This window comes from Hydrogenophaga sp. BPS33, assembly GCF_009859475.1.
In the GTDB taxonomy this organism is placed as follows: domain Bacteria; phylum Pseudomonadota; class Gammaproteobacteria; order Burkholderiales; family Burkholderiaceae_C; genus Hydrogenophaga.
Map to the genome: position 1 here is coordinate 3426856 of NZ_CP044549.1, position 14619 is coordinate 3441474.

The window sequence follows — 14619 nt, forward strand, 5'->3', positions numbered from 1 at the left end:
AGCGGAAAGAACCTAGACAGGGAGGAGGTCTCGATGAGACAAGGCGTTTTTGTGCCTGGGGCCCAGCGCGGTGCCGCGCGGCAGGCCATCACTTGGGGCCGTTGCGGCCTCGCGCATCTCGCGACGGCTGGGTGTTCCTTCCTGCTGGCGCTCGGCCCCTCGCTGCTGCAAGCCCAGGTGGTCGAACCCGCCAGCCAACTGAGCAGCACCCGGGTGGTGGTCTACGAACGCGACCCGCTCACAGGCGTGGTCACGGCCGAGACCACGCAGCCCGACGTGGCGCCACACTGCGTGCGGCGCGAGTTCACGCACGACGCCCACGGCAACGTCACCGCCACGCGCGAGCGCAACTGCGCCAGCGGCACCGCCTCCGGCACCGCCGCCTTCGACACCCGCGTGCACCAGACCGCCTACGCCGCCACCGCCCAAAGCACTGCTGGCATCTACCCCAGCAGCCGCACCAACCCGGCCGGCCACGGTCAACAACTCGAATACGACAACGCCTGGGGCAGCCCCACCCGCGAGACCGACCCCAACGGCCTGTCCACCACCCACACCCAAGACAGCCTGGGGCGGCGCACCCGCAGCGTCTGGCCCGACGGCCGGGTGACGAACTGGCGCTACGACTACTGCAACGCCCAGGGCACCAGCTCGGGCAGCGTGCCCGTGCCCAGCGGCGTGGCCCCCTGCGCGCCCCGCGCCGTGCTGCGCGTGCTCGAAGTGCCCACGCGTGGCGAGGGCGGCCCCATCAACGGCGCCGTGCGCGCCACCTACTTCGACCCCCAGGGGCGCGAAGTGCAACAGCAAACCCTGAGCTTCGCCGCGGGCGACGGTGCTGCGCCCGGCACCAACCGGCGCTGGGCCACCGTGCGCACCGAATACGACGTGGCCGGCCGCGTGCAGCGCAAGAGCGACCCCTTCTTCGACGGCGACACCCCGGTCTACACCCGCTTCACCTACGACGCGCTGGGCCGAACCACGCTGCAGAGCAAGCCCAGCCCCTACGCGCCCGGCGGCCTGCAACAGACCGCACACCGCTACGGCCCGCGCAAGGTGATCTCCGTCAACGCACGCGGCCAGCAGCAAACCCGCGAGTTCGACGAACACGGCCGCATCCTGCGCGTGATCGACGCGCTGGCCCAACAACAGCGCTACCACTTCAGCGCCTGGGCCGGTGTGCACCTGATCCGCGACGCCCTGGGCCACACCACCCAGATCCACTACGACCAGGGCGGGCACAAGGCGCGCATGGTCGACCCCGGCATGGGCACCTGGACCTACCAGCACGACCCGCTGGGCCAGTTGCGCGCGCAGACCAGTCCCAAAGGCCAGACCGCCACCTTGCACTACGACACCCTGGGCCGCATGGTGCAGCGCACCGAGCCCGACCTGGTGAGCCACTGGCACTACGACACCACCGCTTCGGGCGCTTCGTGCGCCACCAGTGCAACAAGCACAACGAGCAAAGGCCAACTGTGCGAAGCCACGGCCGACAACCAATACCGCCGGCTGCGCCAGTTCGATGCATGGGGCCGCCTCGTGCAGGAGCGCACCACGCTCGATGCAGGCACGGCCTACGTAAGCCAACTCCACTACGACGCCGACAGCCGCGTGGCGCGCCAGACCTGGCCCACCGGTCTGGCCGTGGACCACCTGTACGACGGCCCCACCGGCGCGCTCACCGAGCTGCGCCTGGCGCCCAGCGGCCAGTCGATCTGGAAACGCCAGGGCAACGACGCGCGCGGCCAGTTCACCCAGGTCTGGTACGGCAACGGCGCGCAGACTCTCAACACCTACGACAGCCAGACCGGCCTGCTGCAAGCCTCGCGTGCAGGCCCCAGCGGCGCGCCCACGACGCTCATCGACCAGGCCTACGACTACAACCCCCTGGGCCACCTGAGCAAGCGCAGCGACCACCGGCACGGCACCGAAGAAATCTTCACCTACGACGAACTCAACCGTCTCACGCGCAGCCTGCTCAACAACACCGCCCGTGCGCAACTGCTGCGCAACATCGCCTACGGGTACGACGCGCTGGGCAACATCAGCTCCAACTCCGAGGTCGGCACCTACACCTATGCCCGCGGCCCGGGCGCGCGCCCGCACGCCTTGCTGCGCATCGACGGGCAGGCCGGCAAACTGGCCAACCCCACCTACACCTACGACCCCAACGGCAACGTGCTCAGCGTCGCGGGCACCAACGGCCCACAGCGCAGCCACACCTGGACCAGCTTCGACAACCCCTTGAGCTTCTCGCTCAGCCAGGGCGAGGTGCAAGTCGACTTCCTCTACGGCCCGGAGCACCAGCGCATCCGCGAAGTCAAGCGCAAGGCCACCGAAGGCGTCGCCAGCCAGAAGACCGTGCACGTGCTGCACCCGGACAACGAAGGTGCGCTGTACTTCGAGCGCGAGGTGACCCAGGCCGGCCCGGGTACCGGCCAGGCTGAAAACCGCCACTACATCAGCGCGGAAAAGGGTGCCTTCCTGCTCATCACCAATGCCTCGGCCCTGCAGGCCAGCCCTGTGGCCACCACGCTCACCGACGCCGAGCAGCGCTACTGGCACAAAGACCACCTGGGCTCCATCGTGGCCAGCACCAGCGCCAACATGGACGTGATCGAGCGCATGGCCTACGACCCGTTTGGCAAGCGCCGCCACATCGACGGCAGCTTCGACCAGACCGGCAGCATCGACGCGAGCAGCACCAACCGCGGTTTCACCGGCCACGAGCACCTGGACGAGCTCGACTTCATCCACATGAACGCGCGGGTGTACGACCCGGACGTGGGCCGCTTCTTGAGCCCCGACCCCACGGTGCCCGAGTTCACCAACCCGCAGGCTTACAACCGGTACGCGTACACCATCAACAACCCGCTGAATCTGGTGGACCGCAATGGGTTTGCGCATACCTCGCCGGGCTCCGATGGTGGCGAGAGCAACTCGTCAAACGGCACTCCGTCTGGAGACGGAAACGGTCCGAGTGGGGGGAGTGGGGATGCGGGTGGAGATTCGATAGGTGTGGGGCCGAAGCCTGGAGACAAGGACACCCTTGCTGCAACAGGCGTGGTGGGAACGACGGTCGCACAACTTTCCTTGCGAACCGTGCCGGTGCCAGGCATTCCCAAGACGCCACCCAAAACGCCTTCACAAGCAGACGCGATGGGCGTGCCGCCGACGGTGGCACCACCTGCGCCGGTGCAGTTGCCGACGCCGCCCAGCATGGTGGATAGTCTCCGCTTGGCAAGTCCAGCATGGGGGCTGATTCATGACATCGCAACGTCAATTTCATGGGGGGCTTTGACAACCAACCAGGTAGCGAGCGATGAAACAAATCCACAAAAAATTTCTGATGATGCAGTGAATAATCTGACACGTGGGTTACGTCCAGAACTAGATAAGAGACAACGCATGGTCAGAGGTCACTTCGTCAGCGACAAAGGTGATGCACAAGAGAGTTTTAACTCATTGCCAGGAGAAATGGGCCCGAATGATCAGAAAACTTTGCCAGACAAAAGTGTCGCTGGTATTCATACTTCAACAACGACCGGTCTTACGACGGTTCACGTCAATCGTCCCCCAGGACGACAGGATGTGAAGGTTCGTCATACAAAATGAGGAGAGTTCTGTGAGACGAGTTCGCGAATTTGAAATCTGGTCTAAAAGGAGGGAGCTGCTGCCTGCTGATTTTGGCAAAGCGCTTGCGGTGCGACTTTGGGCGCTAGGTGTGCCGGAGCATGTAGTTCTTGGATTGAACTTCATTCCAGACGAGACTGATTCATTGAATTTAAAATCAATGATAGAGGATGGAGAGTTGACTCTAGAAGAGTTTGTGATTTTTTGCAAAGAAAACTCTCTTGTTCAGAATATTTCCTCAGTAGTCTCAGCTGGTTTATATCTCGAGTACTGCTTTGGCAGATGTCTAGCATGGATTCATTTTCCAGAAGATTGCTCGCAAGAAAGTTTTGTGAAATTGGTGCGAATGGTCGAGTTGCAAGGATGTCGCGTTGTCGACCCCGAGACCTTGATGGATGTCGTTGTCTAGGCAAGATCTAATACGAAGCGGGAATTTACTGATAAAGGGAGAGAGATATGCGATCGAAATTTCAACAAAGAAGGTTGTTTGAACAGACGCTGAACAAGATTATTGGGTGTAATTTGAAGGCGCTCCCAACGACCTGCTTGATCGCTGCGGATGACTTCAACGATGAAGCATCATTCAAAAGACTGGTTGCAGATTTGCTTGCTTATGACTGTCGCTATTTCATGACCTATGGGCTTGTTGCCGAAGTACTTCACGACAAGATCGATGAGGTTATCAGTGATCTCGAGTTGGGCTCCAAAGGAATTCTTACCGCAGCTCACTCAGATGAGCCAATCGATGAAATTGCATGGTTCTTCGTAAATGCGACGGCACCGGAAGAGGATTGTGTGCAGTATTTTTTTGGATTTGACGACAAGGCGGCATTTAATGAGCTATCTCGCGCAGTAAAAAAAGAAGTTCAGAAATTGAATGCCAAATTTAATGACTGATTATTTTTAGGATAAATTCAAGTGATCTCTCCATTTGAAATAGATGGCAATGCAATTTGGACTATTCCGGCATCGAGTGGCCGGGAGTCCATTCTTTGCAAGAAGCTATCCGATTTGGAAGGCGAGCTCATTCTGTGCAGCGTAGGCATTTCTGGGGATTTCTGGGGTCGTAAGCCGTCACCTGAGCAGTCTCAATTGGTTCGACCCAGAAATTTTGAAAGACGATGGTGAGGTGCTGTGAAGAAATGTGTCTTTTCCAGCTCCGGATCCATGATCGTTCCTGAAGTGCATGATTCGCTCATAGATCGGATTGATTTTGATGCCAAAGCATTGGCCATTTATGTTCGCAATCCGGCTGGTTAATTAAGCAAGTTGTCGTTTTCAGGTGTCGTCTATTTTTTCTGCAACGGAATGAGGCAGCAAAACTTGATTCTTGACATATGGATAGATGATAGGGAGGAATCCATCGCAAGGATGGCAGAAACTCTTGTTCACGATGAATCTGATGTCCAAAAAATGCACCGCTCCAATATGCTCGAAAAGCTTTCCAGCTCCGAATTGAAGATCATCCAGTGCTCTCCATCGTATGGGGGAGAGTTTGCATTGGTTTGTAATGATGTTTTTTACCAAGAGTGCATCGGCGAGACGAAAGTGCCGTAATGCGAGTTCGCGAGTTCGCGAGTTCGCGAGTTTGCCGATCATTCGGCATCTCAAGGCAGACCACCGCATGGAGCGCTGTCACCTCAAGGGCGAAACCGGCGACCGGCTGCACGCGGTGCTGTGTGCGGCGGCAGGCAGCAGGCACTCCACGCAGGGCTGGCGTCGACCTCACGCCGACCGACTCCAGGCATTGCGCCAGCCTGAAAATAAATCAGATCCAACTCCTTAGAATGAGCCGATGTCTGATTTCCCGCGGGTGAAGCACCCATGAGCAGTTCCAAGCGCACGGTGCCCGCACCCCGGGTGATGAGCGATCTGATTTCCACCCGGATTCACGCCCTGGCCAATCTCTCCTCGGCCACGACGACCTTGCGCGTGGAACGCAAGTACGGCCTGAGCCTGCTCGAGTGGCGGTCGCTGGGTCAGCTTGGTGGCTTCGCCCCGTTGTCGCTGAAAGAGCTGGCGCGCCGCGCCGGCCTGGAAAAGAGCTACGCCAGCCGCACGGTCTCGGGCTTGATCGAGCGCGGTCTGGTGGCCAGCGAGCGCAGCGATTCGGATGGCCGTGGCGTCATACTCAGCCTCACGCCCAAAGGCAAGGCCTTGTACGAAACCGCGTTCGAAGATGCCGTGGCCCGCAACGAGCGCCTGCTGAGCCCGTTGAAAGACGAGCAGCGGCTGCAGCTGATCGAGATCCTGGGCCTGCTCACCGTGAGCGCCCGGCGTGCGCTGGAGAACGAGCGCAACGGCGTGGACGATGGCAGCGACGCGGATGCCAGCCCGGCATCGCGCAAGAAAGCGCGCTCCGCGAGCTCGCCCAAGGACGGCGCCGAAGGCTCGGTCGATCTGGTGGAGATGCGCTACCTGCTCTCGCGCCTGAACGAGCTGGCAGGCAAGTCATAGAGACACCCCCTGCGCCGCTTCGCGGCTTCCCCCCTCCGTGGCGCGCCTTCGGCGCTTCGAGGGGGGACGGCATCTTGGGCCGGCGCAGCCGTCCCTCGATGCCTCTGGATCGCGCCTCGCGCTCCGGACACTTGGCGTGGTCTAGTCGTGCCCCGAGGGCCTTCGCAGCGGGTTGAGCCCGCTTCGCGCCACGCGGCCATGCAGTTCGCGGCCCAGTGCCTGCTCGCAGGCCTCCACGGTGGCGAGCAGGCCGTCCATGTCGATGCCGGTCTTCACGCCCATGTTCTCGAACAGGTCGACCAGGTCTTCAGTGCACACATTGCCGGTGTGGCCACCGCCGTATTTCACCTTGGTCGGGTGCCCGCCCACGCCCCCGAAGGCGCAGTCGAAATGGCGCACGCCCGCCTCCAGCGCCGCCACGTAGTTGACGAGGCCGGTGCCGCGCGTGTCGTGGAAGTGGGCGATCGGGATGACGTCGGGAAATTCGGCCCGCATGCGGGTGAACAAGGCCTTGGTGGTTACCGGCGTGGCGGTGCCGGTGGTGTCGCCCAGCGCCACGTGCCGCACGCCCGCATCGCGCAGGCGGCCCACGTCGGCGAGCACGCTGTCGGGGTTCACCGCCCCTTCGAACGGACAACCGAAGGCCATGGACACTGTGCCGATCAGGCGGAAACGCCCATTCGCCCGCGCCGCCATCTCGCGGATGTTGGCCCATTGGTCCTCGCGCGTGCGTGCCAGGTTCTTCAGCGAGTGCGTGTCGGTGGCCGACACGAGCAGGCTGATTTCGTTGGCGCCGAAGCCGGCGTCGGCATCGGCCAGGGCGCGCTCGACCGCGCGCACGTTGGCGCAGGTGGCCTTGTAGAACGCACCTTCGCGGCGCGGCAAGGCCTGCAGCATGGCGCTGGCATCGCCGAACTGGGGAATCACCTTGGGGTTGCTGTACGAGGTGGCTTCCACGCGGGCAAAGCCGAGTTCGGCAAAGCGCTGCACCAGCGCCACCTTGGTGGCGGTGGGCATGAAGTCCGGTTCGTGCTGCAGGCCGTCGCGCGCGAAGCACTCGCAGAGCGCCACGTCGCGGCCGTCGTCTTCGAGGGAGAAAGTCTGCGCGTCCGTCATGCCGCCACCGTGTCGCTTTGGATGTTCCAGTGCCGGATCGCGTGCTCGCGCAGCTTGTTCTTCTGCACCTTGCTGCTGCCCGTCATGCCGATGTGCTCGAAGCTCTCGACCAGCGCGATGTAGCGCGGCACCTTGAAGTTGGCGCAGCGCGCCTTGCACCAGGCCACCAGTTCGTCGCCACTGGCCTCGTGGCCGGCCTTGAGCAGCACGAAAGCGCCGGTCACCTCGCCCAGGCGCGCATCGGGCACGCCGATGACCTGCGCCTGCTGCACGGCGGGGTGCGCGTGCAGCACTTCCTCCACCTCGGCCGGGGCGACGTTCTCGCCGCCGACGCGGAACATGTCCTTCAGGCGGCCCACCATGCGCATGCGGCCATCGGCGCGCTGTTCGCCCAGGTCACCCGTGCGCAGCCAGCCGTCGGCCGTGAAAGCCTTGGCCGTGGCCTCGGCCATCTGGTAGTAGCCGCGCATCACGTTCCAGCCGCGCACCTGGATCTCGCCCGCGCCTGCGCCGGGCGCCACCACGGCCCCGCTCTCGGCATCCACCAGGCGCACTTCGACGCCGGGATGCGGGTGCATGAAGCCGTCGCGGCGCAGCTCGAACGCGTCGTCGTGGTCGCTCAGCAGCACGTTGGGCGAGGCTTCGGACTGGCCGTAGGCATTGCAGATGTGGGGCACGCGCATGACGTCGCGGATTTTCTGCATCACCTCGGGCCCGGCCGCCGCCCAACCGCCTCGGAGGTGCAAACGCTGGGCGTCGAAATCCGGGTGGCCCATGAGCATGAGAAAGATGGTGTCGTTGCCCGAGGTCAGCGTGCAGCGCTCGGCTTCGAGCACGTCCAGCGCCTGCTTTACGTCGAACTTCGGCAGGCTCAGCAGGCAGCAGCCGGTGGTGAGGCTCACCAGCACCGAGAGCGTGCTGCCCGCCACGTGGAAGAAGGGGCGGATGCTGAAGTAACGGTCTTCGGCGCGCACGTTCATGCGGCGCGCGACCGAGGCCGCGTCGCCCAGCATGTTGGCGTGGCTGAGCATCACGCCCTTGGGGAAGGAGGTGGTGCCCGAGGTGTACTGGATCAGCAGCGTGTCGTGGGGCGACACGCCCTGGGCGATCTGCGCGAGCTCACCCTCGCTCACGCTGGTGCCATCCGCCACAAACGCATCGAAGCTGCGCACGCCGCGTGGCGTTTCGCCCGCCCCCACCACCACGGCCTGCGCCAGCAGCGGCAAGGCCTTGCCTGGCAACTGCGCATCGATGGCCGGCTCGACCTCGCGCAGCAAGGCCGTGAAATCGATGCCGAGGAAGCGGTCGACATAGATCAGCAGTTTCACGTCCGCCTGTTGCAGGCAGAACGCCAGCTCTTCGGCCTTGAAGCGGGTGTTGACCGGTACCGTCACCGCGCCCAGGGACGCGCAGGCGAAGAAGGCCGCGATCCACTGCGCGCCATTGCCCAGCATCAGGCCGACGTGATCGCCCTGGCGGATGCCGGCTGCGTGCAAGGCCGCTGCGATCTGGCGGCTTTGCGCCTGGAGTTCCTGCCAGGTCACGCGCTCGTCCGGGCCCACGTAGGCTTCCTCGGCGCCACGCGCCTGCACCGTGGCCGCCAACACCTGAGAGAGTGTCAGCGGCAGCGGCACCCGGTGTTCATCGAGCAGGCGCATCGCTGCCCTCCTTCGCGCCGAAGCCCGCGATCGCCTTCTGCCAATCGCTGCCGCGCAGGTTCTCCTGGATCGCCAGCAGTTCGATCGCCATCGCGCCTTCGCGGCTGGTGCCCAGGCCGTCGTCGATGCTTTTTTTGGTCAGACGCACCGTCAATGGGTTGGCCGCGGCGATCTGCGCCGCCATCTCGGCGATGCGCGCATCGAATGCCTCGGGCGCGATCACGTGGTTGACCAGGCCCAGCGCCAGGGCTTCCTGTGCGTCCACCACGCGGCCGGTGAACAGCAGTTCCTTGGCCATGCGCCGGCCCACGATGCGCGGCAGGCGCTGCGTCGCGCCCACCGTGCCCCAGCCCACTTCGGGGTATTTGAAAGCGGCCTGGGTCGTGGCCAGCACGAAGTCGCAGGCGGCCGCGATCTCGCCGCCCGAGCCGAAGGCCGGCCCTTGCACGGCCGCGATCACCGGCTTGGACAGGGCTTCGAGCGCGCCGTAGGCGGTGAAGCCTTCGACGCGGCGCGCCACCAGATCGGCGGTGCTGAAGCCCTGGCGCTCCTTGAGGTCCGCGCCGGCGCAGAACACGGCGCCGCGTGCGCGCACCACCACCACGCGCACGGCGTCGTCGGCGTCCAGCGCTTCGCACACGGCGGTGATCTCGCGGCACATGGCCAGATTGAGTGCGTTGCGGCTTTCAGGCCGGTTCAGCCAGACGGTGGCCACCGGGCCTTGCAGCTCCAGCTGCAGCATCGTGAGTTCGGGCAGGGTCTTCATCGTGTCGTTCAGTCTTGCAGTTTCATGCCGGTGGCCTTGACCAGCTCGGCCAGTCGCTTGCCATCGGCGCGGATGTAGTCGGTGGCCTGGGCCTTCATCTGCGGCATCACCTCCGCATTCTGGGCCGCCAGGAGCTTCTTGAATTCGGGTTGGCCCTGCACCTTCTGCAGCGCCTGCGCCAGCTTGTCCACGATGGCCGCTGGCGTCTTGGCCGGCACAGCCAGGCTGTACCAGCTGCCGGTCTCCATGCCGGGGAGGCCGGCTTCGGCGAAGGTCGGCACATCGGGCAGATCGGCCGAGCGCTTGCTTCCGCCGTAGGCCAGCGCACGCAGGCGATCGGTCTTGACGAAGGGCAGCACGCCGGAGATGTTCAAAAGGCCCACCTGCACCGAGCCGGCCACCATGTCGGTGGCAGCGGGCGCCGCGCCCCGGTAGGGCACGTGCATGAGGCTCACGCCGGCTGCGTGCTTGAACATTTCCCCGCCGATGTGCGGCGAGCTGCCCATGCCGGCCGAGGCGTAGCTCAGCTTGCCCGGCTGCGCCTTGGCCAAGGCGATGAGTTCCTTCAGGCTCTTGGCCGGCACCGAAGGGTGCACGGTGAGCAGGTTGGGCACGTTGGCCACCATGCCGACGAACTCGAAGTCGGCGATGCCGTCGTAGGGCACCTTGGTGGCGGTCGGCGTCACTGTGTGTGCGGCGGCGGTACCGAGCAGCAGCGTGTAGCCATCGGGCGCGGCCTTGGCCACAAAGGCCGCGCCGATGCTGGCGCCGCCACCGGCCTTGTTTTCAACGACCACGGGCTGGCCGAGCGCATCGCCCAGGTCCTTGGCCAGTGCGCGGCCCAGCAAGTCGGCCGGGCCGCCCACGGCGTAGGGGTTGACCAGCACGATCGGGCGCGAGGGGTAATGGTCCTGCGCCACGGCATGTGCCAGGGGCAAGGCTGCCAGAACGGCGGCGATCAGGGTGCGGCGAATCAGCTTCATGCTTGTCTCCAGGTTTCGTTGGTGAAAATCAAATGGCTCCGGCCTCGCGCAGCGCGTGGCGTTCTTCGTCGCCCAGGCCCAGCTTCTCGCGCAGTACGTCGTCGGTGTGTTCGCCCAGCAGCGGTGGCCGGCTGGCTTCGGGGTCGTCCAGGCCCTCGAAACGCAACGGCACTTTCAGGCCTTTGAAGCGGCCGATCTGCGGGTGCTCGTACTCGATCACCATGCCGCGCGCGGCCACGTGTTCGTTGGAGACGACCTCGTCGACCTGCAGGATCGGCCCCGCCGGTACACCCACGGCATCGCAGCGGCGGCAGAGTTCGTCGCGTTCCAGCCGGCCGATGGCGGCCTGCAGGCCGGCCATGACCTCTTCGCGCCGCGCCAGGCGCTCGGCGTTGCGCGCCAGGCCCGCGTCCGCGGCCCAGGCTTCGAGGCCGAGCAGGTTGCACAGCGGCGCCCAGTGCTGGTCGCTGCCGGTGATCTGCACCCACTTGCCGTCGGCGCACACGAAGGCGGCCGACGGAATGCGCCCGGGGTGTTCGGTGCCCAGGCGCTCAGGCACCTCGCCCAGCGTGAACCAGCGCGCGGCGGCGAGCGAGAGCAGGCCGACCTGGCCGTCGAACATGGAGAAGTCCACGTGGCTGCCGCGCCCGGTCTTCTCGCGCCCGGCCAGCGCCGAGAGGATCGCGACGCAGACCCACAGGCCCGAGCTCAGGTCGGCCACCGGCAGGCCCGGCTTCACCGGTCCGCCACCGCGCTCGCCCGTGAGGCTCATGATGCCGGCCATGGCCTGGAACACGGTGTCGTAGCCCTTGCGTTTCGCGTAGGGCCCGGTCATGCCGAAGCCGGTGCAACTCACATGGATCAGGCGTTCGTTGAGCGCGGACAGCGCCGCGTAGTCCAGCCCGAACTTCTTCATGGTGCCCACCGGGAAGTTCTCCAGCACCACGTCGGCCTGTGCGGCCAGCCGGCGCACGATGTCCTGGCCTTCGGCACTGCGCAGGTTGACGGTCATGGACCGCTTGCTGCGGTTGAACGCCAGGTAGTAGGCCGAGACGTCGCCGCCCTGCCCGTGCACCACCGGTTCGAAATCGCGCGTCTCGTCGCCGCTGCCCGGTTGTTCCACCTTGATCACGTCGGCACCCAGCTCGGCCAGGATCATGGAGGCGAAGGGACAGGCCAGGACGCGCGAGAGGTCCAGGATGGTGAGGCCCTGCAGCGGCTTCATGCCTTGGCCTTGCGAAAGCCGCGCATCATCACGTTGGCGTCGCGCCCGACGTCCAGGGCCGGGCCGAGCGCCAGATCGGCCACGCGGTGGAAGCTGCGCTTGGTGGTGGCCATGGCGATCGGGCTCCAGCCCGCGATGGTGGTGGCCATCTTCACCGCCTCTTCCAGCACCTCGCCATCGGGCACCACGCGGTTGCACAGGCCCCAGGCCTTGGCGCCCGCGCCATCGAGCGGCTCGGCCAGCGACACGAGCTCGAACGCCTGCTTGCGGCCGACCTGGCGCACCAGGTTGGCCATGACCACGGCAGCCACGATGCCGTGCTTGAGCTCGGGGTAGCCAAAGCGCACGGTGGCCGACATCACGCTCAGGTCGCACGCGATCGCCAGGCCCGCGCCACCGCCCAGCGCGTTGCCGCGCACGGCCGAGACCACCGGCTTGTTCATCTGCGAGAACACCAGGTGCAGCGCGGTGGTGAGGTCGGCACGCGCGGTCACGGCCTGCGGGTCTTCGGGCGTGAGGGCCGAGAACTCGGTGGTGTCCGCGCCGGCACAGAAGGACTTGCCCGCGCCGGTGAGCACCACGGCGTGGATGGCGCTGTCCTGGTCGGCGGCGCGCAGGCTGTCGAGCAGTTCCTGCGTCAGGCGTGTGTTGAGCGCGTTGTGTTTTTCCGGGCGGTTGAGGGTGAGGATGCGGACGGCGCCGCGGTCTTCGATGAGCAGGTGTTCCATCGCGTGGGTTTCCTTGGTCGGTGTGTTCAGGTGTTGCTTCGGGCGTCTTGCTCGCCCATGGCCCGCAGGCGTTCGGTGGCTTCGCGCAATTCGCGCACGAGCTGGGCCATGACCTCGGCGGCCGGTTCGATGCGCTGCACCAGTCCGGCCGACTGGCCCAGCTCGACCTTGCCCCACTCGATGTCGCCATCGAGCGCGGCCTGCTTGAGCGTGCTCTTCTTGAACAGGGCTTCGTAGTCGTCCTGCGCCACCTGGTCGCGCTCGGCGTCGAAGATGGCCTGGGCAAAGGCATTGCGCAGGCCTCGCACCGGCAGGCTGCGCCGGCCCACTAGCACGGTGTCGTGCACGTCGGCGTCGAGCACGGCGGCCTTGTATTTGTCGTGCACCGTGGCCTCTTCGGTGAGCAGGAAGCGCGTGCCGAGCTGCACCGCGTCCGCGCCGAGCGCCAGCAAGGCCGCGATGCCCCAGCCATCGGCCACGCCACCGCCGGCGATCACGGGAATCGACACCTCCTGCAGCACGCGCCGCACGGTCACCAGGGTGCTCACGTCGTTGACCGGTGGATGCCCGCCGGCCTCGGAGCCCACCACGATCAGCGCGTCCACGCCCGCGTCCGCCGCCTTTTTCGCGTGTTCCAGCGTGGAGACCACCTGGATCCAGGTGGAGCCAATGTCGCGAAAGCGTTGCAGGTGCGCGCGCGGGCCGCCTTGCGAGGCGATCACCACCGGCACACGCTGCAGGTGCATGGCGTCCAGCAGGTCCTGCGCGCCGGGCCGGTACAGCGGGATGTTGACGGCGAAGGGTCGGTTGGTGGCGGCGGCCAGTTCGCTCAGCATGCGCACGAAATCGGGCGTGCGCAGCGGACCTGCGGCCAACACGCCCAGACCACCGGCGTTGGACACGGCAGCCGGCAGCGCCACGCTGGACGAGGCCCAGCTCATGCCGGCCTGGACGATGGGATGGGCAATGCCCAGCAGTTGGGTGATTCGGGTTTTCATCGAGAATTTGCGGTCTATTTGGTTTCTAGAATAAACCATTTAGAAGATTTAAGCAACTATTTATGCAAACCTCGAACCCACTCGGTAGCGCGAAGCTGAGCGGCCAACTTGCGGCCAGCGGCAACATTCCCTTGCCGGGCGGCCCGCAGGCGCACGACCAGTTGGTGAAGGAAGAGCGGGTGGCTTATGCCGCGTTGATCAAGCGGCCGAGGGCTTCTTCTCGATGGGGTTGGCGGTGAGCCCCTCGGCCGGATACGCCCGCATGAATTCGCGCGCTTTCTCCGGATGGGCCGCGTTCAGCCAGGCGCCATACGAACCTTCGTTCAAAATCGCCAACATCCGCTTTTCGCTGCCCGGTTGTCCGTAACGGTGCATCAGCGCGTGGCTGTTGGCGTTCACCGTGAGCAGGCAGAAACTGGCGATCACCCCGCCCTGCGCACCCGTCCAGCACTCCCACAGACCGGCCACGCCCATGGGTTTGCCGTCCACCCGCGCCACACGCGTGGGCACGGCCTTGCCGCTGCGCAAGTCGTCTACCTGAAACGCCATCATGGGCACGATGCAACGCTGCGCACCCAGCCAGGCGCCGCGAAAGTTGTTGGACGTGCTCGCGGTTTCCGAGCGTGCGTTGACCAGCTTGGTCGAACGCAGTTTTGCGTCGGAAGCGGATTTCACCCAGGGCGGGACCAGGCCGAACTGACCCACGACGAGCTCGCGCTCGATCGCGCCTGGGGTCGGGTGTTCGGCGCCTTCGCCCGAAGGCGGTGCCGGTGGGTTGCGGATGAACACGCCGGGGCGACGAGGCCACACCTGGCGCCCCACCGCAGTGTCGATGGGCGCGTCGACGTCAAAAATATCCCGGTACAGGTGGTCGGGACGCAGGCATTCGTATTGGGAGGTCATGGCGAGGATGGTAGGCGTCAAGGCCCTCACATTCCTGCCTATGCTGCGCCGGTCAAGCCGAAAAGGGGCTTGATACGGGATTGGACTCCTGTCAAAACTCCCCTACAGCGAGAGCCGTGGGGTCTACATATCCGCAGAGCCTGCGGCTTCTT

The 14619-nt window shown here is 65.0% G+C and carries 14 protein-coding genes; 5 read left to right on the top strand and 9 right to left on the bottom strand.

Going from position 1 to position 14619, the window contains the following annotated elements:
* Positions 1-33: 33 nt before the first annotated feature.
* The 3 genes from F9K07_RS15865 to F9K07_RS15875 are packed head-to-tail and all read left to right on the top strand — an operon-like array spanning position 34 to position 4530.
* A complete protein-coding gene (locus F9K07_RS15865) occupies positions 34-3615 on the top strand; it encodes an RHS repeat domain-containing protein (protein WP_159594354.1) in 3582 nt (1193 codons plus the stop codon).
* Between the two features lie 10 nt (positions 3616-3625).
* Positions 3626-4042, top strand: a complete 417-nt coding sequence (locus tag F9K07_RS15870) for a hypothetical protein (RefSeq protein ID WP_159594355.1) — start codon at positions 3626-3628, stop codon at positions 4040-4042.
* Positions 4043-4089: 47 nt separating this feature from the next.
* The gene (locus tag F9K07_RS15875; protein WP_159594356.1) at positions 4090-4530 is read left to right on the top strand and encodes a DUF7684 family protein; all 441 of its coding nucleotides are present in this window, start codon (positions 4090-4092) and stop codon (positions 4528-4530) included.
* Between the two features lie 381 nt (positions 4531-4911).
* Here F9K07_RS15875 and F9K07_RS15880 read toward each other — a convergent pair whose 3' ends face one another.
* Positions 4912-5232, bottom strand: coding sequence for a hypothetical protein (locus tag F9K07_RS15880; protein WP_159594357.1), 321 nt, complete (start codon positions 5230-5232; stop codon positions 4912-4914).
* A 225-nt stretch (positions 5233-5457) separates the two neighbouring features.
* Here F9K07_RS15880 and F9K07_RS15885 point away from each other — a divergent pair, with 225 nt between their 5' ends.
* Positions 5458-6090, top strand: a complete 633-nt coding sequence (locus F9K07_RS15885) for a MarR family winged helix-turn-helix transcriptional regulator (protein WP_159594358.1) — start codon at positions 5458-5460, stop codon at positions 6088-6090.
* A gap of 141 nt (positions 6091-6231) precedes the next feature.
* On the opposite strand, the gene F9K07_RS15890 is transcribed toward F9K07_RS15885, so the two are convergent.
* The 7 genes from F9K07_RS15890 to F9K07_RS15920 are packed head-to-tail and all read right to left on the bottom strand — an operon-like array spanning position 6232 to position 13603.
* Positions 6232-7206: a hydroxymethylglutaryl-CoA lyase gene (locus F9K07_RS15890; protein ID WP_159594359.1), complete on the bottom strand. Its 975-nt coding sequence runs from the start codon at positions 7204-7206 to the stop codon at positions 6232-6234.
* Positions 7203-8864, bottom strand: a complete 1662-nt coding sequence (locus F9K07_RS15895) for an AMP-binding protein (RefSeq protein WP_236581283.1) — start codon at positions 8862-8864, stop codon at positions 7203-7205. Before F9K07_RS15895 ends, F9K07_RS15890 begins: the two co-directional genes overlap by 4 nt.
* Positions 8848-9630, bottom strand: a complete 783-nt coding sequence (locus tag F9K07_RS15900; protein WP_236581284.1) for an enoyl-CoA hydratase/isomerase family protein — start codon at positions 9628-9630, stop codon at positions 8848-8850. Before F9K07_RS15900 ends, F9K07_RS15895 begins: the two co-directional genes overlap by 17 nt.
* Before the next feature lie 8 nt (positions 9631-9638).
* Positions 9639-10613 carry a Bug family tripartite tricarboxylate transporter substrate binding protein gene (locus tag F9K07_RS15905; protein WP_159594360.1) on the bottom strand — a complete coding sequence of 325 codons (975 nt, stop codon included), beginning with the start codon at positions 10611-10613 and terminating at the stop codon, positions 9639-9641.
* Between the two features lie 28 nt (positions 10614-10641).
* On the bottom strand, positions 10642-11838 hold the full coding sequence (locus F9K07_RS15910) for a CaiB/BaiF CoA transferase family protein (protein ID WP_159594361.1): 1197 nt from the start codon (positions 11836-11838) through the stop codon (positions 10642-10644).
* Positions 11835-12566 (bottom strand): enoyl-CoA hydratase/isomerase family protein, encoded by a 732-nt coding sequence (locus F9K07_RS15915; protein ID WP_159594362.1) that lies wholly within the window; start codon positions 12564-12566, stop codon positions 11835-11837. The genes F9K07_RS15910 and F9K07_RS15915 overlap by 4 nt, the downstream gene beginning before the upstream one ends.
* 26 nt (positions 12567-12592) lie before the next feature.
* Positions 12593-13603 (bottom strand): NAD(P)H-dependent flavin oxidoreductase, encoded by a 1011-nt coding sequence (locus F9K07_RS15920; RefSeq protein WP_268894716.1) that lies wholly within the window; start codon positions 13601-13603, stop codon positions 12593-12595.
* Between the two features lie 23 nt (positions 13604-13626).
* On the opposite strand from F9K07_RS15920, the gene F9K07_RS15925 reads away from it, so the two are divergent.
* Complete coding sequence (locus tag F9K07_RS15925) at positions 13627-13803, top strand: hypothetical protein (RefSeq protein WP_159594364.1); 177 nt, start codon at positions 13627-13629, stop codon at positions 13801-13803.
* On the opposite strand, the gene F9K07_RS15930 is transcribed toward F9K07_RS15925, so the two are convergent.
* Positions 13763-14467 carry an SOS response-associated peptidase gene (locus F9K07_RS15930; protein WP_159594365.1) on the bottom strand — a complete coding sequence of 235 codons (705 nt, stop codon included), beginning with the start codon at positions 14465-14467 and terminating at the stop codon, positions 13763-13765. The genes F9K07_RS15925 and F9K07_RS15930 overlap by 41 nt on opposite strands.
* Positions 14468-14619 lie beyond the last annotated feature (152 nt).